Annotated in this window: 17 protein-coding genes and 1 riboswitch; of the genes, 12 read left to right on the top strand and 5 right to left on the bottom strand. The window is 66.2% G+C overall.

Features of this window, described 5'->3' with window-relative positions; all coding sequences use genetic code 11:
* Together ftsY and TQ29_RS11900 are read left to right on the top strand one after the other, a co-directional pair.
* Nucleotides 1–1,356 carry a signal recognition particle-docking protein FtsY gene (ftsY, locus tag TQ29_RS11905; RefSeq protein WP_054539338.1) on the top strand — a complete coding sequence of 452 codons (1,356 nt, stop codon included), beginning with the start codon at nucleotides 1–3 and terminating at the stop codon, nucleotides 1,354–1,356.
* A complete protein-coding gene (locus TQ29_RS11900; RefSeq protein WP_054539337.1) occupies nucleotides 1,349–1,741 on the top strand; it encodes a GNAT family N-acetyltransferase in 393 nt (130 codons plus the stop codon). Before ftsY ends, TQ29_RS11900 begins: the two co-directional genes overlap by 8 nt.
* Before the next feature lie 10 nt (nucleotides 1,742–1,751).
* Here TQ29_RS11900 and TQ29_RS11895 read toward each other — a convergent pair whose 3' ends face one another.
* Nucleotides 1,752–2,240 (bottom strand): MgtC/SapB family protein, encoded by a 489-nt coding sequence (locus tag TQ29_RS11895; protein ID WP_054539336.1) that lies wholly within the window; start codon nucleotides 2,238–2,240, stop codon nucleotides 1,752–1,754.
* A gap of 78 nt (nucleotides 2,241–2,318) precedes the next feature.
* Between TQ29_RS11895 and TQ29_RS11890 the strand changes: the two genes are divergently transcribed.
* Nucleotides 2,319–3,224, top strand: coding sequence for a DMT family transporter (locus tag TQ29_RS11890; protein WP_054540422.1), 906 nt, complete (start codon nucleotides 2,319–2,321; stop codon nucleotides 3,222–3,224).
* 11 nt (nucleotides 3,225–3,235) lie between these two features.
* Nucleotides 3,236–3,847: an inner membrane-spanning protein YciB gene (locus tag TQ29_RS11885; protein ID WP_054539335.1), complete on the top strand. Its 612-nt coding sequence runs from the start codon at nucleotides 3,236–3,238 to the stop codon at nucleotides 3,845–3,847.
* Between the two features lie 60 nt (nucleotides 3,848–3,907).
* Here TQ29_RS11885 and TQ29_RS11880 read toward each other — a convergent pair whose 3' ends face one another.
* Nucleotides 3,908–4,615 carry a glutathione S-transferase N-terminal domain-containing protein gene (locus TQ29_RS11880; protein ID WP_037211248.1) on the bottom strand — a complete coding sequence of 236 codons (708 nt, stop codon included), beginning with the start codon at nucleotides 4,613–4,615 and terminating at the stop codon, nucleotides 3,908–3,910.
* 25 nt (nucleotides 4,616–4,640) lie between these two features.
* Entirely contained in the window at nucleotides 4,641–5,585 is a 945-nt protein-coding gene (locus tag TQ29_RS11875) for an alpha/beta hydrolase (protein WP_054539334.1), read from the bottom strand.
* A gap of 116 nt (nucleotides 5,586–5,701) precedes the next feature.
* A riboswitch (SAM riboswitch) is annotated at nucleotides 5,702–5,779 on the top strand.
* A gap of 49 nt (nucleotides 5,780–5,828) precedes the next feature.
* Here TQ29_RS11875 and metZ point away from each other — a divergent pair.
* A complete protein-coding gene (gene metZ, locus TQ29_RS11870) occupies nucleotides 5,829–7,007 on the top strand; it encodes an O-succinylhomoserine sulfhydrylase (RefSeq protein WP_054539333.1) in 1,179 nt (392 codons plus the stop codon).
* Nucleotides 7,008–7,041: 34 nt separating this feature from the next.
* Here the strand turns inward: metZ and TQ29_RS11865 are convergent, their stop codons facing one another.
* A complete protein-coding gene (locus TQ29_RS11865; RefSeq protein WP_054539332.1) occupies nucleotides 7,042–7,533 on the bottom strand; it encodes a MarR family winged helix-turn-helix transcriptional regulator in 492 nt (163 codons plus the stop codon).
* A gap of 75 nt (nucleotides 7,534–7,608) precedes the next feature.
* Between TQ29_RS11865 and TQ29_RS11860 the strand changes: the two genes are divergently transcribed.
* Together TQ29_RS11860 and TQ29_RS11855 are read left to right on the top strand one after the other, a co-directional pair.
* Nucleotides 7,609–8,544 carry a DMT family transporter gene (locus TQ29_RS11860; protein WP_054539331.1) on the top strand — a complete coding sequence of 312 codons (936 nt, stop codon included), beginning with the start codon at nucleotides 7,609–7,611 and terminating at the stop codon, nucleotides 8,542–8,544.
* A gap of 32 nt (nucleotides 8,545–8,576) precedes the next feature.
* On the top strand, nucleotides 8,577–10,025 hold the full coding sequence (locus tag TQ29_RS11855) for a TrkH family potassium uptake protein (protein WP_054539330.1): 1,449 nt from the start codon (nucleotides 8,577–8,579) through the stop codon (nucleotides 10,023–10,025).
* A 6-nt stretch (nucleotides 10,026–10,031) separates the two neighbouring features.
* On the opposite strand, the gene TQ29_RS11850 is transcribed toward TQ29_RS11855, so the two are convergent.
* Nucleotides 10,032–11,738, bottom strand: a complete 1,707-nt coding sequence (locus TQ29_RS11850; protein WP_054539329.1) for a serine protease — start codon at nucleotides 11,736–11,738, stop codon at nucleotides 10,032–10,034.
* A gap of 162 nt (nucleotides 11,739–11,900) precedes the next feature.
* Here TQ29_RS11850 and TQ29_RS11845 point away from each other — a divergent pair, with 162 nt between their 5' ends.
* The 5 genes from TQ29_RS11845 to TQ29_RS11825 all read left to right on the top strand — a co-directional run bounded on the left by TQ29_RS11845 (nucleotide 11,901) and on the right by TQ29_RS11825 (nucleotide 19,108).
* Nucleotides 11,901–12,839: a glycine--tRNA ligase subunit alpha gene (locus TQ29_RS11845; RefSeq protein WP_054539328.1), complete on the top strand. Its 939-nt coding sequence runs from the start codon at nucleotides 11,901–11,903 to the stop codon at nucleotides 12,837–12,839.
* Nucleotides 12,836–13,363 carry a DUF6446 family protein gene (locus tag TQ29_RS11840; RefSeq protein ID WP_054539327.1) on the top strand — a complete coding sequence of 176 codons (528 nt, stop codon included), beginning with the start codon at nucleotides 12,836–12,838 and terminating at the stop codon, nucleotides 13,361–13,363. The genes TQ29_RS11845 and TQ29_RS11840 overlap by 4 nt, the downstream gene beginning before the upstream one ends.
* A gap of 3 nt (nucleotides 13,364–13,366) precedes the next feature.
* Complete coding sequence (glyS, locus tag TQ29_RS11835) at nucleotides 13,367–15,619, top strand: glycine--tRNA ligase subunit beta (protein WP_054539326.1); 2,253 nt, start codon at nucleotides 13,367–13,369, stop codon at nucleotides 15,617–15,619.
* Between the two features lie 72 nt (nucleotides 15,620–15,691).
* Nucleotides 15,692–18,241: a pyruvate, phosphate dikinase gene (gene ppdK / locus TQ29_RS11830; RefSeq protein WP_054539325.1), complete on the top strand. Its 2,550-nt coding sequence runs from the start codon at nucleotides 15,692–15,694 to the stop codon at nucleotides 18,239–18,241.
* Nucleotides 18,242–18,424: 183 nt separating this feature from the next.
* Nucleotides 18,425–19,108, top strand: a complete 684-nt coding sequence (locus tag TQ29_RS11825) for a cell wall hydrolase (RefSeq protein ID WP_054539324.1) — start codon at nucleotides 18,425–18,427, stop codon at nucleotides 19,106–19,108.
* The last annotated feature ends 102 nt before the right edge of the window (nucleotides 19,109–19,210 follow it).

Genomic DNA, 19,210 nt, shown 5'->3' with positions numbered 1-19,210 from the left:
ATGGCGTTCTTTAAAAAGCTCAAGGACCGGATGTTCAAATCCTCTTCGAAGATCGAAGAGGGGCTGGAGGCGATCGTCGATGCCGGCGGCGAGGAAGAGGTGCGCGCGGCCTCCGGCCAGCAGGAGCCGGCGCCCGAACCGCTGCCGATCCCGCAGCCTGAACCCGAGCCCGAACCGGCGCCCGAGCCCGCCCCGGTGCCGGAGCCAGAACCCGAGCCCGCCCCCGAACCCGAGCCGCAGCCCGAACCGGAACCCGTTCCGCTGCCGATGCCCGAGCCGCCCCGCCCGCTGACGGAACCCGAACCCGAGCCCGAGCCGCTGAACGTGCCGGTGCCGGGCGATGATCAGGTGGAAACCGAGGTGCCGCTCGAAGCGCCGGTGGAGCCCGATCTCTATCCTGACGAGACGCCGCAGGAAATTCCGACCTACACGCCCGGCGGGGTCGAGATCAGCGCCGAGGCGCGCACGCCGGGGTTTCTGGGCCGCCTTCTTGGGCGCGGGGCGGAGCCCGTGGTGGTCAAGCGCCGGGTGCTCGACGATGACATGCTCGAAAGCCTCGAAGAACTGCTGATCACCGCCGATATGGGTGTGGATACCGCGCTTCGGGTCACGGCGAACATGGCCGAGGGCCGGTTCGGCCGGAAGCTTTCGGTCGATGAGATCAAGGGTCTGCTGGCCACGGAGATCGCCCGGATCATGGATCCGGTGGCGCGGCCGCTGCCGCTTTATCCGACCAAGCCGCAGGTGGTGCTGGTGGTCGGCGTCAACGGCTCGGGCAAGACCACGACCATCGGCAAGCTTGCCAGCCAGTTCAAGGCCGCCGGCAAGAAGGTGGTGATCGCGGCGGGCGATACGTTCCGGGCGGCGGCTGTCGAGCAACTGCAGGTCTGGGGCGATCGCGCCGGGGTGCCGGTGCTGACCGCGCCCGAAGGTTCCGACCCGGCATCGCTGGCGTTTGACGCGATGACGAAGGCCCAGGAAGAGGGCGCCGATCTGCTGCTGATCGATACGGCCGGGCGGTTGCAGAACCGCCAGGATCTGATGGAAGAGCTGTCCAAGATCGTGCGCGTGATCCGCAAGAAAGACCCCGACGCGCCGCATAACACCCTGCTGGTGCTGGATGCGACGACGGGCCAGAACGCGCTGCGCCAGGTCGAGACGTTCCAGAAGCTGGCCGATGTCACCGGCCTTGTGATGACCAAGCTCGACGGTACCGCCAAGGGCGGCGTTCTGGTGGCGCTGGCCGACAGGTTCGGCCTGCCGATCCATGCCATCGGTGTGGGCGAGCAGATCGACGATCTGGCCCCCTTCGATCCCGAGGAATTCGCCAACGCTCTGGCGGGGGTCGATGCCTGAATTTACCGAACGGGCGCCCGATCTGGCCGCGTTTCAGGCGCTGCGCCGCGCGGCGGGCATGAGCGTCTTTCCCGATGACGCCGCGGGGCCCAGCCTCGAACGCACGCTGCACGGTGTCTGGCTGTGGGCGGATGGGGAACTCATCGGCATGGGGCGGGTCACCGGGGATGGCGCCTGTTTCGTGCAACTCAATGATGTGGCGGTGCATCCCGCTCGTCAGGGCCGCGGTTATGGCACAGCGATCGTCGCCCGCCTGTTGCGCTGGTGCGATGCCAGCCTGCCGCGCGGATGTTACGTCAGCCTGATCGCGGACGCGGGCGCCGAACGCCTGTATGAAAAGGCCGGGTTCGAACATCGCACCGGCATGGCGCGGCGGGTGCCATGAGCCCTGGGCATTATTCCTCGTCCCGGGCCGCATCCACCACGCGGCGCAGCAGCCACATCACCACGAGCGCCAGCGCCGTGGCCATCAGTGCCAGCGGCAGGTTGCCCACGCCGCAGGTCAGCCCGATGGCGCCGGCCATCCACATGCCCGCCCCGGTGGTCAGCCCGCGTACCCGGGCGCCCGAAGTGATGATCGACCCGGCGGCCAGAAAGGCCACGCCCGAGGTCACCGCCTCGATCAGGCGCAGGGGATCGACGCGCTTGAATCCCTCGTCCCCGCCCGGAAAGGCGGTCAGATCGAAGGCGATCAGCGTGAACAGGCAGGCGGCGAGCGAAATCATCATATGGGTGCGCAGCCCGGCATTGCGGTTGTGCACCTCGCGCTCCCAGCCGATGGCGCCGCCCAGAACAAGGGCGAAACACAGCCGTACAAGGGAAATATCCCAGGCCACCACGGCGAAGGGCCGGGAAAAATCAGACATCAGGGACATGTCAGCCATGCAAACCTCGGAAAGTTCTCACTTGGAAAAAGCCAACGCCGGCGGATGGCGGCCTGTTCCGGTGCCGGGCGCATTTTCATGAGTGACTGGCTGATTTCGCTGGAAGGCACCGAGGCGGGCAAGACGCTGGCGCTGTCGCTGGCGCTGCTGGCGGCCTTGCTGCACGCGGTGTTCGGAGCGCTGCAGAAGGGGCGGTTCGATCCGTGGCTTTCGCGCGGCGCGATCGACGGGTGGCTGTTCGTGCTGTCGCTGCCGATCGCGCTGTTTCTGGTGCCCTGGCCGCAGGGGCATGAGTGGCTTTTGATCCTCGGCACGCTGCCGATCCATTTCGCCTACAAGATGGGGGTCGCGCTTTCCTACAGCCGGGGGGCGTATACAGTTGTCTATCCGGTGGTGCGCGGCACCGGGCCGCTGTTCGCGGTCCTCGGGGCCTATGCGATCTTCGGAGAGACGTTCACGGGCATGCAATGGCTGGGCATGGCGGTTTTGCTGGCCGGCATCTTCGGGCTGGCGGCCTACAACCTGATCCATGTGCGCGGCGTCGGGCGCGCCACGCTGGTGCCGGCGCTGTGGCTGGCGGTGGGAACCGGGGCGCTGGTGGCGCTTTACACCACCTACGACGCGTTCGGCATTCGCGCCACGCCGAACCCCTTCACCTTTCTGGCCTGGTTCTTTCTGGTCACGGCGGTGGATTTCCCGGCCATTGCATTCCTGCGCTACAGGTCTATGTCGAACCCGCCGGCCCTTGGCGGGCTGTCGGGCCGGGGGTTGATCGGCGCGCTGGTGGCCTATGGCAGCTTCGGCTCGGTGATGCTGGCCACGCGGCTGGACAAGGTGGGCGAGGCCGCGGTGCTGCGCGAAACCTCTACGGTTTTTGCGGCGGTGATCGGCTGGGTGGTGTTGAAAGAGGCGGTGGGACCGCGCCGTTTGGCGCTGATGGCGTTGATTGCCCTCGGCGCCGTGATCGTTGAACTGGGCGCATAGGAGCGGAAGACATGGCCGGAAAGAAGATCAACCCGATCGTGAAACTGGGGCTGGAGCTTGGCCCCATCGTCGTGTTTTTCGCGGCTTATGTGATGCTGCGCGACAAGGCGTTCAGCTTCGGCGGGACAGAGTATGACGGGTTCATCCTTGTCACCGCCGGGTTCATTCCGCTGATCCTGATCACCACGGGGCTGTTGTGGAAACTGTCTGGCCATGTGTCGAAGATGCAGATCGCCACGGCGGTTCTGGTGGTGGTGTTCGGCGGGCTGACCGTGTGGCTGAACGACGACCGGTTCTTCAAGATGAAGCCGACGATGATCTATACGCTGTTCGCCGGGGTGCTGGGCTTTGGCCTGCTGCGCGGCCAGTCGTATCTGCAGTTCGTGATGGAAGAGATGATGCCGCTGAAACGCGAGGGCTGGATGATCCTGACCCGGCGGCTGGCGCTGTTCTTTGCCGGCCTGGCGGTGCTGAACGAGGTGATCTGGCGCACCATGTCCACCGATGCCTGGGTCAATTTCAAGACCTTCGGCCTGACCATCGCCGTGTTCGCGTTTTTCATGACGCAGGGCGGCGTGTTGCAGAAATACGCGGTCGAGGAGCAGCCCGAAGACGGCGCGTAGCGGCGCCGGGCCGCTCCTCGGCCCTTACGGGCTTTCTCGCTGCGGCAGCGACAAGGACCGTCAGGCCTGGCGCTTGAAAAGCACCTCCTGCGCCTTTTTGTCGGCCTGAAGATCGGCACGGCTGTCGGCGGCCACGGCGCGGCCTTTTTGCACGGCGGGACGGCTGCCCACGGTCTCCAGCCAGCGGGCCATGTGCGGTTTGTCGTCCAGCAGCTGTTCCTGCCCTTCCCAGAGCGTCGCCCAGGGCCAGATCGCCATATCGGCGATGGAAAAGAAATCGCCAGCCACGAATTCATGTTTGGCCAGCTGGGTGTCGAGCACCCGGTAGAGCCGCCCGGTTTCAGCCCTGTAGCGGTCCTTGGCATAGGGCAGATCGTTGGGCGGTTCCATCGCGGGGGCGTATTTCAGGAAGTGATGTGCCTGTCCGGCCATCGGGCCAAGCCCGCCCATCTGCCACATCAACCACTGATCGACGGCGATCCTGTCCCGCTCTGTCGGGCCGCCGAACATGCCTGTCTTGCGGGCGAGATATTGCAGGATAGCGCCGGATTCGAAGATCGAGATCGGCGCACCGTCCGGCCCGTCTGGGTCGATGATGGCGGGCATGCGGTTGTTCGGGGCGATCTTCAGGAAGTCAGGCTCGAACTGCTCTCCCGCGCCGATGTTCACGAGGTGAAGGTTGTAGGGCAGGCCCATCTCTTCCAGCGCGATGGTGATTTTCCATCCGTTGGGTGTGGGCCAGTAGTAGAGATCAATGGGGTTTGTCATGTGCGCGCTCCGGTGTTTGCGCACATCAGGATGGAGTTTTCCCCGCGAAGGGCAAGGGCAGTGAGACGCGCGGCGGCGCAAGAAGTCGTGACCAGCGGGGGCTCGGCCCCGCCGGCAGGCAACTGCGCAGCGCCTCCAGCGGCAGGTCGTCGCGCAGGAACGCGCGGTAAAGGCCGAACATTCCGGGGCGCAGATAGGGGCTCCAGTGGCACACGCGGCGGGTGGCGGGGGCGATGCGATGGCCCAGCTTGCGCAGCCCGTCCAGGGTTTCGGAATGGTCGATCTGCAGATCCAGCCAGTTGCCGCCCGGAGCGGCGCTGCCCTGGCCGAGCGAGCGTTCGCCGGGGCGGTGCGGGGCCAGAAGGCCTTCGAACAGGAAATCGAACAGATCGTTCTCGCGGCTGGTGATGTTCAGAAACTCCGCCCCGCGCCCGGCCGGGGATTGCAGCCCGCTGCACGATCGGCTGGTCAGTTCGGCCGGGGTCATCAGCACGGCGCGGTGCAATGCCCGCGGCGCCATGTCGGGCAGCGCCGACAGTACCACCCGCGCGCCCAGCGAATGGGCCATCACGTTGATCTTCGCCCCCGGACGTATCCGCGTCAGCGCGTCGGTCAGGTGGGCCAGCGCGCGGCCCGCCCGCCGTGCCTCGTCATAGGCGCGCCAGATATGGCCGGTCGCCTCCCATCCGAAGGCGATGCACAACCCGTCTTCGGGCCGGCCGGCGGCAAAGCCCAGATGCCGCGGCCAGGACAGCGCCTTGCGGTCGCCGATCTCGGGCGACAGCGACAGGATATGCCGGTGCGGGTTCCTCTCGGCCCGGAAGGGCGAGAACTTGAAGCCGTGAATCAGGATGATGATGGGGGCCCGATCCGGCAGCGGGGCCAGTGCCTGGCGCAGATGATCCTCCAGCGTCCCGCCTTTGGCCGGGGCGGGCCGATCCGAAAACGCGTTGATCTGGACGATGGGCATATGGCGGTTCCCACAACATCTTGCGTGCAGCAGCTACTCCGCCCACACGACAGGTGCGTGACGCGACTGTTACATCTGCATGACGTGGCTTGACGGTGACAGGGTGCGGCGCTATGGCTCGCCCTTGTGGCGCTTTGTTACCGGATTGCGGGCCACGTTAAACATTCCGCTAAAGAGGTCAGGGATGCATTGCACCCCCGCCTTTACCGGTCGGGGGTTTTTCTTTGCGCGGAGGATGCGCCGATGACGACGTGGAGCAAACGGACCAAACAGGTGCACGCAGGCACCCGCCGCAGCCAGTATGGCGAGGTGGCCGAGGCGATCTTTCTGACCCAGGGCTTTGTCTATGACACCGCCGAACAGGCCGAGGCGCGGTTTGTCGAGCTGGGCGAGGATGAATTCATCTATGCCCGCTACGGCAACCCCACCGTGCGGATGTTCGAAGAGCGGATCGCCGCGCTGGAAGGGGCCGAGGATGCCTTTGCCACCGCCAGCGGCATGGCTGCGGTGAACGCGGCGCTGACCTCGATGTTGAAATCCGGTGATCACGTGGTGGCGGCGCGGGCGCTGTTCGGATCGTGCCTCTATATCCTTGAAGAGGTTCTGGCCCGGTTCGGCGTGGCGCTGACGCTGGTGGATGGCACCGATCTGGATCAGTGGAAGGCCGCGGTCACGCCGGGAACGAAGGCGGTGTTCTTCGAATCCGTTTCCAACCCGACGCTGGAAGTGATCGACATTCGCGCCGTTGCCGAAATCGCCCATGCGGCGGGGGCGCTGGTGATCGTGGACAACGTATTCGCCACGCCGGTGTTTTCCGACGCGCTGGCGCAGGGGGCCGATGTGGTGGTCTATTCGGCGACCAAGCACATCGACGGGCAGGGGCGCTGCCTGGGCGGTGTCGTGCTGGGATCGGCAGAGTATATCCGCGGCACGCTGGAGCCCTATCTGAAGCACACCGGCGGCGCGCTCAGCCCGTTCAACGCGTGGGTGATGCTGAAAGGGCTGGAAACGCTGGATCTGCGCGTGCGGGCGCAGGCCGAGGCCGCGCAGGCGCTGGCTGGCGCGCTGGAAGGCCATGGCAAGCTGTCGCGCGTGATCTATCCGGGGCTGGCGTCGCATCCGCAGCACGGCCTGGCGATGGCGCAGATGGGGTCGGGCGGCACGATGCTGTCGATCGAGCTGGCGGGCGGGCAGCCGGCGGCGTTCCGCTTTCTCAATGCGCTGAAACTGTTCACGATTTCCAACAACCTGGGTGATGCCAAAAGCCTGGTGACACACCCGGCCACCACCACGCATCAACGCCTGCCGGAGGATCAGAAGGTGATACTGGGCATCTCGCCGGGGCTGGTGCGGGTGTCGCTGGGGCTGGAGGATCCGGCCGATCTTCTGGCCGATGTGACCGGGGCGCTCGCGGCGGTCTGACGCGCGCGGGCATCTGCGCCAGGGTGGGGCGGCGTCAGGTGCCGGGTAGCCCGCCCAGAAGCTTTTTCAGCAGTGCCGACAGGGTGTCCTGTTCTGCCCGGCTGAGCGCGCCGACGATCTGCGCCTCGTTGGCCAGATGCGCCGCCATCGCCTGGTCGATCAGGGTGCGGCCCGCGTCGGTCAGTCCGACCAGGGTGCCGCGCCGGTCCGCCGGGTTGGGGCGGCGGGCGACCAGCCCGGCCTTTTCCAGCCGGTCGATCCGCGCGGTCATGCCCCCCGAGGACATCATCGTGACGTCGAACAGCGCGGATGGGCTGAGCGCATAGGGCGCGCCCGACCGGCGCAGTGCGGCCAGTACGTCGAATTCGCCGCCTTGCAGGCCGAATTGGGCAAAGACCGGCGCCAGATGCTGACGCTCGATCACCAGCGCGGTTTCGGCCAGCCGCCCCAGCAACTCCATCGGCAGCAGGTCCATTTCGGGGCATTCCGCCCGCCATTGCGTCGCCGCGCGCGAGGCTCGGTCCATCCTTCGCTCCATTTGTCTTGACATAAAGATACTTTTTGCCAAGATAAATCCTACCACATCACAGGAGCCTCTCCAATGGCGTCCCCCCGGATTGCCGCGCGGCCAGATGCCGGCGCGGCCCGCTCTTTCGTGTCCGCCCTTGGTCTGCTGGTTCTGACCGGCAGCCTGCTGGCGCTGAGTATCATCCTGTCGGGCGTCGCTGCCGCGCAGGGCGCGCCGATGCTGTCCTTTCTGGTGGCGGTGATGGGCGGCGCGGGGCTGTGCCTGCTGATGCTGGCCCGGGCGTTGGGCCAGATGCCGGGGCGGGGGCGCTGGCCGCCGCTGCTGGCCTATGGCGCCGGGGCGGGGGCCTTCATGGCGCTGCCCAATGCGATGGGTTATCTGGCGGTGGCGCATGTCGGGGCGGGCTATCTGTCGCTGACCTTCGCCTTTCCGCTGTTGCTGACCTATCTGATGGCACTGGCGGTGGGCATGGACCGGTTCCGCCCCGCCCGGCTGGCGGGGGTTGCCGCGGCTTTGGCGGGCGGTGTTCTGCTGGCGCTGTCGAAGTTCGGGCAGGACGGCCCCGCCGCCGCCGGCGCGGGCTGGATCGCGCTGGCCAGTGCCGTTCCGCTGTTCATCGCGCTGGGCAATCTTTATCGCACCCGGTTCTGGCCCGCCGGCGCGCAGCCGGTGCTGCTGGCGGGGCTGATGCTGGTGCTGGCCGCGGTTCTGGTGCTGCCGCTGGCGATCGCGCGCGAAGGCGCCGGGGCGGCGCTGTTGTGGCGCGATCCGGGTCTGCGGCTGCTGGTGACGCTCAACATCGCCCTGTTTTGCATCCAGTATGTCGCCTATTTCCGGCTTCAGCATGTCGCGGGGCCGGTCTATCTGAGCCAGCTGGGCAGCGTCGCGGCGCTGGTCGGCGCGGGCATCGCCGCCGCGATGGGCGAGGCGCTGCCCCCGGCGGCGCCGCTGTCGGCGCTGTTCTTCGGTGTGGGGCTTGTACTCTTTCACCGCGCGGCTGATGCTTGACAGCGCCGCGCCGGACGGCCAAGCCTGCGCTCATGATCGACCTGCGCCCCGTCGGATATGTCATTGGCCTGCTCGTGTCCGTTTTGGGGGGGACGATGCTGTTGCCGCTGGCGGTGGATCTGTGGCTGGGCAATGGCGAATGGTCGGTCTTTCTGGAAGCGGCGATCCTGACCATCCTCACCGGCGGCGTTCTGGCGCTGGCCTCGTCCAACGGGGTGCAGGCGGGGCTGACGCTGCAGCAGACCTTCATGCTGACAACCGGGGTCTGGCTGATCCTGCCGGTGTTCGGCTCGATCCCGTTTCTGATCGGCGCGACAGACGCGCGGCTGGTCGATGCGTTCTTCGAGGCGATGTCGGGCATGACGACGACCGGCTCGACCGTGTTTTCCGGGCTGGACGATCTGCCCGCGGGGCTGTTGCTGTGGCGCTCTATGCTGCAGTGGTTCGGCGGGGTCGGCATCATCGTGGTGGCAATGGTGTTTCTGCCCGAGCTGAAGGTCGGCGGGATGCAGATCTTCCGGTCGGAGGCGTTCGACACCGGCGGCAAGGTGCTGCCGCGCGCGGCGCAGATCGCGGCGCGGATCTCGGTGGTCTATCTGTTTTTCACGGTGCTGTGCTATATCGCCTATCTGCTGGTCGGGCTGAGCAGTTTCGACGCGTTGAACCACGCGTTGACCACCATGTCCACCGGCGGGTTTTCCACCTATGACGCGTCGTTCGGCACGTTTCAGGGGCCGGCGGAATATGTGGCCTCGGTGTTCATGGTGCTCGCCAGCCTGCCGTTCGTGCGCTACGTGCAGATCATGGGCGGGCATACCGGGCCGATGCTGCGCGACAGTCAGGTGCGGACCTTTCTGATGGTCGTGCTGGTGCTGGTCGGCGTGATCACGGTGTTCCGGGTGGTGGTCAATGCCGATCATCTGGAGCATGCGTTCCGCGAGGCGATTTTCAACGTCACCTCGATCATGACAGGCACCGGTTTTGCCAGTGTCGATTATCAGCTTTGGGGCGCGTTCCCGGTTGTCATCTTCTTTTTCATCGGTCTGGTGGGCGGCTGCGCGGGATCGACCTGCTGTTCGATAAAGGTGTTCCGGTTCCAGCTACTGTTTGCCTCGATCCGGGCGCAGATCCGCCGGATCCACGCGCCGCACGGCGTGTTCACCCCGCGCTACGAGGGGCGGCCGGTGTCGGAGGATGTGCTGTCCTCGGTGATGGCGTTCTTCGTGCTGTTCGTGGTGTCGCTTGGTGTGTTGTCGGTTCTGCTGGCGATGACGGGGCTGGATTTCGTCACCTCGGTGTCGGGCGCGGCCACGGCGCTGGCCAATATCGGGCCGGGCCTTGGTGATGTGATCGGCCCGGCCGGCAATTTCGCGAGCCTGAACGACACCGCCAAATGGCTGATCGCCGCCGCGATGCTGATCGGCCGGCTGGAGCTTCTGGCGGTTTATGCCATGCTCTCGCTCACCTTCTGGCGCAGCTGAGCCCGCTCAGTTCCAGCACGATACCAGCACCGTCATGTCTGCGGCCCGGGCCGCCAGATCAGCCGGATCCAGCGCGCCGGTATTGTCGGAGGCGGACATTTGCAGGCCGTTGGCCGACAGGAATTCCGCGATCGCCGGAACGGTCGCGGCAAAGCTGACATCGCCGGGCAGGCTGCGCGCGCCGCCCGCCACGGGCACCAGCATCCCCAGAACCGCGCCGGTGGCGTCGAAGACCGGGCCGCCCATGTCGCCCGGCATCGCATCCAGCGACAGCCGGCTCACGGTTTCTTCGCCCGACAGGCCGCGCAGATCGGCCAGGGTGCCATAGGTCAGCACCGGCAGGTCGAGCACGTCGCCATAGGGAAATCCGGCCACCGCGACATCGCTGCGCAGGCGCGGCACCCCGGTTTGAAACGCCGCATGGCCGATGGGCGACAGGGCCTCGCGCGGGCGCAGCACGGCAAGGTCGAGCGCCTCGTCGCGCGCGGCCAGCTCGGCCTCGAACTCATCGCCGACCGTGATATGCGGGCATTGCGCCAGCCCCTCTGCCGTGGTCAGCACGGTGCCGGCGCCGTCAATGAAAAATCCGGTGCGCGACAGGGTCGGGCGGCGGATTTCGAGGCCCGCCAGCAGATCGGCGCTCTGCTCCGTGTCGGGGGTGCCCAGCGTTTCGTCCAGTGCCGTGTCACCATAGGGGGCAAAGCTTTCGCGCATGATCTGGGCGGCGCGTTGCAGCAGTTTTTCATCTTCCGGCCGCCAGGCCAGCGTGAAGCCCTTTATGGTGCCGTTTTTCAGTTCGGCATAGGTATAGGAATGCAAATCGCGGCCGGTTCCGGTGATTTCGAACGATGTGCCGGTGCGCTCGCGCGGCCCGGTCAGGGGCACGATTTCAAGGCTCTGCATCACGTCATAGAGGCCGAACAGCGTGCTGCGGTCGCCCTTCTGGCTGATCAACAGCGCCCGGACGCCCGAGCCGCCGGTTTCGGCGTAATGCACGAAGGGCGGCTCGTAGCCCTGAAACGCGACCATTCCGGCGGGCAGGGTGATGCGGATGCCGGCGGCGGTTTCGTCGACCTGTTGCAGCCCCAGGGCGCCGATCGCGTCGGCATAGGATGTCAGCAGCTCGGCGCGCTGGCGGCTGGTCAGCACGCCGGTCGGATCATAGCCCATCGCCAGCTGATAGCTGGCCATGGCGTTGCGGGTGCCGGGGCCGAAGGCGCCGTCGATGGCCGATGTGTAATGGCCTTCCCATTGCAATGCCTCCTGAACCTTCTGCCGCTCCTGCGGGGTCAGGGCGCGTTCGGCGCGGCGCGCCTCGGCCGGGGTCTCGTCGGGCAGGGCGGCCGGTTGTTGCAGCGGCATCGCGGTCTGCAGCGGCGCGGTGCGGGGCGGGGCGCCGATGGGCCAGAACTGCTGACGGAAGGCGCCGCCATCGGAGACATAGCTGTCGGCCGGGATCAGACGGTCGCGCCGAAGCTGTTGCAGCCGCGCGCGCGCATCGTCACCGGTGAACGGGCCGAGGGCGATGGCGTACCAGCCGGTGTTGAGCTGAAACCCTGCCACGTCGGTGAAGGCGTTGGAATAGGCGCGCGCGCGGTCCTGCGCCTCGCGCAGGGTGGGGCGCGCCTCGATCTGGACCCACACGCTGTTCTGTGCGGCGGCGGGCAGGGCCCAGGCGATGATAAGGAATACGATTGAAACTGCTTTGCGCATTACGCTGTCTGCCCCTGAAAGTTGTCGCCGGGCGGCGAATCCGCGACAGACCGTACCAAAGCCGTGCCGGTTTGCACGTCAATAATCCGCGCCACCGCCAATTGACCCTGCCGCGCGTGTTGCATATTGAGACGCTGTTTCCTATCAGCGGGGCCAAAGACGATGAGCGACAGCAATCCCCGGAGTTTCCAGGAGATCATCCTGAGGCTGCAGACCTATTGGGCGGCGAAGGGCTGCGCGGTGCTGCAACCCTATGACATCGAGGTCGGCGCCGGCACGTTCCACCCGGCCACCACCCTGCGCGCGCTTGGCACCCGGCCCTGGGCGGCGGCCTATGTGCAGCCCTCGCGCCGGCCCACCGACGGGCGCTATGGCGAGAACCCGAACCGGCTCCAGCATTACTATCAGTTTCAGGTGCTGATCAAACCCAGCCCGCCGGATCTGCAGGATCTCTATCTCGGCTCGCTCGAGGCGATCGGCATCGACATGGCGCTGCATGATATCCGCTTTGTCGAGGATGACTGGGAAAGCCCGACGCTGGGCGCCTGGGGCCTGGGTTGGGAGGTGTGGTGCGACGGGATGGAGGTCAGCCAGTTCACCTATTTCCAGCAGGTCGGCGGGCATGACTGCAAGCCGGTCTCGGGCGAGCTGACCTACGGGCTGGAACGGCTCGCGATGTATGTGCTGGGCATCGACCATGTGATGGACATGCCCTTCAACGATCCGCAGACGCCGATTCACCTGACCTATGGTGACGTGTTCCGCCAGACAGAGCAGGAATACAGCCGCTGGAATTTCGACGTGGCCGAAACCGCGATGCTGCTGCGCCATTTCGAGGACGCCGAGACCGAATGCGAGGCGATCCTGGCGCATCCGCACGAGGATCCGAAAACGGGCAGGCGCATCGTGATGGCCCACCCGGCCTATGACCAGTGCATCAAGGCCAGCCATCTGTTCAACCTGCTGGATGCGCGGGGCGTCATCTCCGTCACCGAGCGGCAGGCCTATATCGGGCGGGTGCGGGCGCTGGCCAAGCGCTGCGCCGATGCCTTCGTGCAGACCGAAGCCGGGGGGTGGCTCCCGGCGGAGCCCGTGGAATGAACGGCAAGCTTGTCGCAGGGGCCATCGTTGCCGCCGGCCTGATCGCCGGCGCGGCGATGTACTACCTGCAGGTCTATGCCTATTACGAGCGCGTTCCGGCCACCGGCGAGGGCGATGTGCGGCTGACATCCCTGGCCACCGGCGCGCCCGAGCCGATCCTGTACGACGCGTTTCAGGCCATCGACGCCGACAGTTCGCCGGTGCGCTATCGCGCCTGCTTCACCACGCCGCTCAGCCAGGCGATGCTCAGCGAAACCTATGTGATTTTCGAAGCGCCCGTGCCGCTGACCGGCCCCGGCTGGTTCGGCTGCTATGACGCGGCCGAGGTGGACGCCGCCCTGGCCGACGGCAGCGCCATCGCCTTTCTGGGCCAGCAGAACGTGACATACGGCATCGACCGTGTGGTCGCCATTCTTGACGATGGCCGCGGTTTTGCCTGGAACCAGATCAACCATTGCGGCGAGGTTGTGTTTGAAGGCAAACCCGCCCCCGAGGGCTGCCCGCCCGTACCGGAAAGAAACTGACCCATGCCAGATCTGCTGATCGAACTCTTTTCTGAAGAAATTCCCGCACGCATGCAGGGGCGCGCCCGCGCGGACCTGCAAAAGCGCATGACGGACGGTCTGGTCGAGGCCGGGCTGACCTATGCCTCCGCCGCCGCGTTTTCCACGCCACGGCGTCTGGCGCTGACGGTGGAGGGGCTGAGCGACGAAAGCCCCACCCTGCGCGAAGAACGCAAGGGCCCGCGCACCGACGCGCCGCAAAAGGCGCTGGAGGGGTTCCTGCGCGCCACCGGCCTGAGCAAGGATGAGCTGCAGGTGCGCGACGACAAGAAGGGGCAGGTCTATTTCGCCGCCATCGTCAAACCCGGCCGCCCGGCGGCGCAGATCGTGGCCGAGGTGCTGGAGGATGTGATCCGCAACTTCCCTTGGCCCAAATCCATGCGCTGGGGGGCGGGCAGCCTGCGCTGGGTGCGGCCGCTGCATTCGATCATCTGCATCCTGACGCGCGAGGACGGGGCCGAGGTGGTGCCGCTGCGCGTCGACGGGATCACCGCCGACAACCGGACCGAGGGTCACCGCTTCATGGCGCCCGCCAGTTTCGAGGTATCCTCCTTTGACGATTACGCGGCCAAGCTGAAAAAGGCCCATGTGATGCTCGACCCGGCCGAACGGGCCGCGCATATCTGGCATGACGCCACCAACATGGCCTTCGCCCGCGGGCTCGAGGTGGTCGAAGACCGGGGGCTGCTGGAAGAGGTGGCCGGGCTTGTGGAATGGCCGGTGGTGCTGATGGGCGATATCGGCGCCGCGTTTCTGGAACTGCCGCCCGAGGTTCTGCAGACCTCGATGAAAGAGCATCAGAAGTTCTTTTCGGTGCGCGACCCGAAATCGGGGCGGATCGTGAAATTCGTGACCGTGGCCAACCGCGAGACCGCCGATGACGGCGCGACGATTCTGGCGGGCAACCAGAAGGTGCTTTCGGCCCGGCTGTCGGATGCGCGGTTCTTCTGGGAAAACGATCTGCGCGTCGCCAAGGCGGGCATGGGGGCATGGCAGGAGAAGCTGGCCAATGTCACCTTCCACAATCAGCTGGGCACCCAGGCCGCGCGGATCGAACGCATCGCCAAGCTGGCGCGCGAGCTTGCGCCGACGGTGGGGGCCGATCCGGACATGGCGCAGCAGGCGGCAGAGGTGGCGAAGGCCGATCTGGCGTCGGAAATGGTGTATGAATTCCCCGAGTTGCAGGGGATCATGGGCCGCTACTATGCCCGCGCCGCAGGGCTGGACCCGGCCATCGCGGAAGCGGCCGAGATGCATTACAAACCGCTCGGCCCGTCCGACGATCTGCCGCTGCACCCGGTTTCCATCGCCGTGTCGGTCGCCGACAAGCTCGACATGCTGGCCGGGTTCTGGGCGATCGACGAAAAGCCCACCGGCTCTAAGGATCCGTTCGCACTGCGCCGCGCGGCGCTGGGCATCATCCGCATCGTTCTGGACAGCGACCTGCGCATCGGGCTGGAGCGGCTGATCAACATGCAGCTTCTGGCCCATACCATCGCCCTGAACACCGACACTGCAGAAGAGCGCGAGGTGTATTTCCTGCATGACATGGTGGACGAGATCGCCCATCACGGCGTTTTCCTCGCGGCCTTCCACGCGGTGCTCGACAAGCTGACGGGCGCCGATGAAACCTTCGAGGTGGAAGAGGGCACATGGCTGGCGAACCTGCGCGCCGCGCTGCCGGACATGAGCGATGATCTGCTGGCCTTCTTCCACGACCGGCTGAAGGGCCATCTGCGTGACGAGGGCGTGCGCCATGATATTATCGACGCCTGCCTGTCGATGCCGGGCAATGACGACCTGACGCTGCTGGTCAAGCGCGCCGAGGCGCTTTCGGCCTTCATGGAAACCGAGGATGGCGGGAACCTTCTGCAGGGCTTCAAGCGCGCCAACAACATCCTGACCCAGGCCGAGGAAAAGGACGGGGTCGAATACCGGTTCGGCCCGGATGTGAAATTCGCCGAGGGGGAGCAGGAAAAAGCCCTGTTCGCGGCGCTGGACGAGGCTGAGTCGGTGATCAAACAGGCCATGTCGGACGAGGATTTCGCAGTTGCAATGGGCGCGATGGCGGCGCTGCGTGCCCCGATCGACGCTTTCTTCGAGGCGGTTCAGGTGAATACCGATAATGACATTGTGCGGCGCAACCGTCTGAATCTGTTGCACCGCATCCGCGAGACCTGTCTTCAGGTCGCGGATCTGGGCCGGATCGAGGGCTAGACATAGTCGTAACGCAAACCTTGCCATACCGCCGGATCGGCGTATCTTGCACCGCAACAGGAGGTTGCTGCAGTGCAGAAACATGCTGACTTTTCCGAATTCACGGTGATCACGCCGTCGGCGGACATCTCTGTTTCGCGCCACGGCGGGCGCGCGAAATGTCTGCAAAGGCTGCTGCGGCTGGAGATGCCCGTGCCGCGCACGGTTGCCCTGTCGTTCGACGCGGTGCACCGGATCGCCGCCGGCCAGATCCCCGATATCACCCCGATCCTTGCCGAGTTCGGCCCGGCGCCGCTGGTGTCGGTTCGGCCAAGCTCGGAAGACCCGGATTGGGGCGGGCCGGGGGCCATTCTGAACATCGGCATGAATGCCGTCCGCCACCGCGAACTGGCGGAAACGATCGGGCAGGCCGCCGCCGATCTGATCTATCTGCGTTTCATTCAGGCCTATGCCATCCATGTGGCGCGGCTCGATCCTGATCAGTTCGACGCGGAAGAGGCCAGCGAGGTGACCATCCACGAGGCGCTGCTGGCCTATGAAGAGGAAACCGACGAGGCGTTTCCGCAAGATCCCGTCGTTCAGCTGACAGAGGTGCTGCGGGCGATGGCGCGCAGCTGGGAGGGCACGACGGCCCGCCTGCTGCGCCAGGCCAAGGGCGCGCCGGCCGATGCCGGGCTCGGGCTCGTGGTTCAGGAAATGTCGATGGGGCTGGGCCCGGCCGAAAGTGGCTCCGGCGTGATCCAGTTCGTCGATTCCGCCACCGGCCAGAGCCAGGTGACCGGGCGCTACCTGAGCCAGAGCCAGGGCCGCGAAGGGCTTTCGGGCGAGGGTGTGCTCTATCTGACGCGCGACGCGCGCGGCCGGTCGCTCGAGGAGCATTGCCCGGAGGTGTTTCAGGAGCTTCTGAAATGGGGCGAGATCAGCCGCCAGCGTCTGCGCGAAGAGATGGAGATCGAATTCACCATCGAGGCCGGCGCGCTGCGGGTGCTGGACGCGGTGCGCGTCAACCGCACGTCACGCGCGGCGGTGCGCATCGCCGTGGCCTTGGCCGAAGACTGGATCATCCCGCGCGAAGAGGCGATCGCCCGGATCGAGCCGCGCGCGCTGACCGAGCTGCTGCACAGCCAGGTTGATCCGCGGGGCAAGCGGGATTGCTTCGTCAAGGGCATCGCGGCCAGCCCGGGTGCCGCCACCGGCCGGATCGTGTTCACCTCGGCCGCGGCGCAGGCCAGCGCGGCGCGCGGCGAGGCCTGCATTCTGGTGCGGCGGGAAACCACGCCCGAGGATATTCGCGGCATGTATGCCGCCTGCGCGGTGCTGACGGAACGGGGTGGCATGACCAGCCATGCCGCCGTGATCGCCCGCGGCCTTGGCCTGCCCTGCATCGTGGGCGCATCGGGGATGAGCCTGGACCGGCGCACCAAATCCCTGCGCACCGCCGAAGGGCGGGTATTTCGCGAGGGCGATATCATCACGGTTGACGGCTCGTCCGGCCAGGCGCTGGCGGGCGAGGTGAAGATGCTGAAACCGGCGCTCGACAGCGCGTTCACGTCTTTGCTGCGCTGGGCCGAGGATCTGTGCGACATCGGCATCCGGGCCAATGCCGACACCCCTGCCGATGCGCAGACAGCGCGCAATTTCGGTGCCGAGGGGATCGGCCTGTGCCGCACCGAACACATGTTCTTCGAAGACGACCGGCTGACAGTGATGCGCGAGATGATCTTCGCCAACACGCCTGAAGATCGCGCCTCGGCGCTGGATCAGCTTTTGCCGATGCAGCGGATGGATTTCATCCAGCTGTTCGAGATCATGCAGGGCCAGCCGGTGTGCATCCGCCTGTTCGATCCGCCGCTGCACGAATTCCTGCCGCACAGCCGCGACGGGCTGCGCGAGCTGGCCGGGGCGCTGGGGCTGCCGCTATCGGATGTCACCCGGCGGGTCGAGGCGCTGACCGAATTCAACCCGATGCTGGGGATGCGCGGCGTGCGGCTGGGGATCACCGTTCCCGAAATCTATGACATGCAGGCCCGCGCCATTTTCGAGGCGACGGTGGAGGCGAGCGAGCGCGGCGATCCCGTCGTGCCGGAAATCATGATCCCGCTGGTCTCGGCCAAGCGCGAGGTCGAGCTGGTGAAAACCCGGATCGACGCTGTCGCCGCGGCGGTGCGCACCGAAAAGGGCCGCGCCTTCGATTACCGCCTCGGGGTCATGGTGGAAACGCCGCGCGCGGCGCTGCGCGCGGGCGAGATTGCCCATCACGCCGCCTTCCTCAGCTTCGGCACCAACGATCTGACGCAGATGACCTACGGCCTCAGCCGGGATGACGCGGGGCGGTTCATGGGCATCTATGTGCAGCAAGGCGTCTTCCCCGAAGACCCGTTCCACACACTGGATGTCGAGGGCGTGGGAGAGCTTTTGCACATCGGCGCCGAACGCGGCCGGGCGGCGCGCCCGGACGTTGTTCTTTCCGTCTGCGGAGAGCATGGCGGCAACCCCGAATCCATTGCATTCTGTCGCAAGGCGGGGTTTGATTACGTATCCTGCTCTCCGTTTCGCGTTCCGGTTGCACGGCTTGCCGCAGCACAGCTCAATCTGCAGATGACTGTGCGTAATCGAAGATAACGGAAGTGATAACAAGGGTTTGGCGCGTTTTTCGCGAAGAGGCCCGACCCCCAGGCAGACAGGCGCGCGCATAAGACCGGCGCACGCCCGCCGCAGTTTTGCCATAAGGGTGGACGCATAGGCCCGTTTGCTCTATGCCCCCCGTCGGCGGTCACGTCCGACCGTGCGACTTTGGGGGTATTTATGAGTTTCAGGTTGTCCCTGGCCTTTGGCATCGCGGCCCTTGTTGTGTCTTCGATTTCCGCGCAGGCGGATATTTCGGCGTCAAGCTCCAACGACCCCACCGCCGTGGCGGGTGAGGCGCTTGCCCGGCAACTGGGGATCGAGCGCACGGCGCTCGGCCAGATCAGCGACCGGAAACTCAAACAGCTCGCCACCTACACCTCGCTGAACGCGCCGACCCCGGGCGGCAGCCTCTATGACAGATCCTGGCTCGACCGTCAGCCCGCCGCGAAGGGCGGCAAACAGTGGCAGTGCCTGTCCGAGGCGCTGTACTTCGAGGCGCGCGGCGAAAGCGTTCGCGGCCAGTTTGCCGTGGCCGAGGTTATCCTCAACCGGGTCGCGTCGCCGAATTTCCCCGATACCGTCTGCGGCGTCGTGCATCAGGGGACGGGGCGCAAGTTTCAGTGCCAGTTCACCTATAACTGCGACGGCCAGGCCGAGGTGATTTCCGAACCCGCCGCCTATGACAGGGTCGGCAAGGTGGCCCGGATCATGATGGACGGTGCGCCGCGCGCGCTGACGGGCGGGGCCACTTTCTATCACACGCGCGCGGTAAAGCCGCGCTGGTCGCGGGTGTTCACCCGCACCGCGTCGATCGGCGTGCACTATTTCTATCGCAAACCCACCCGGGTGAGCAGCAACTGACCGCCCCGCATCGGCGGTGACCGGCGCGCGCGACATGCCGCTGAACTTCGGGTATTCAGCCCGGCCCCGTCCGTGGTATGAGCGGGCCTATCCGGCGCTCAG

Origin of the sequence: Actibacterium sp. EMB200-NS6 (assembly GCF_001305615.1) — a bacterium.
GTDB classification, from domain to species: domain Bacteria; phylum Pseudomonadota; class Alphaproteobacteria; order Rhodobacterales; family Rhodobacteraceae; genus Actibacterium_A; species Actibacterium_A naphthalenivorans.
The sequence above is the reverse complement of the archived record's forward strand: the minus strand, read 5'-3'. Positions and strand labels throughout refer to the sequence as shown.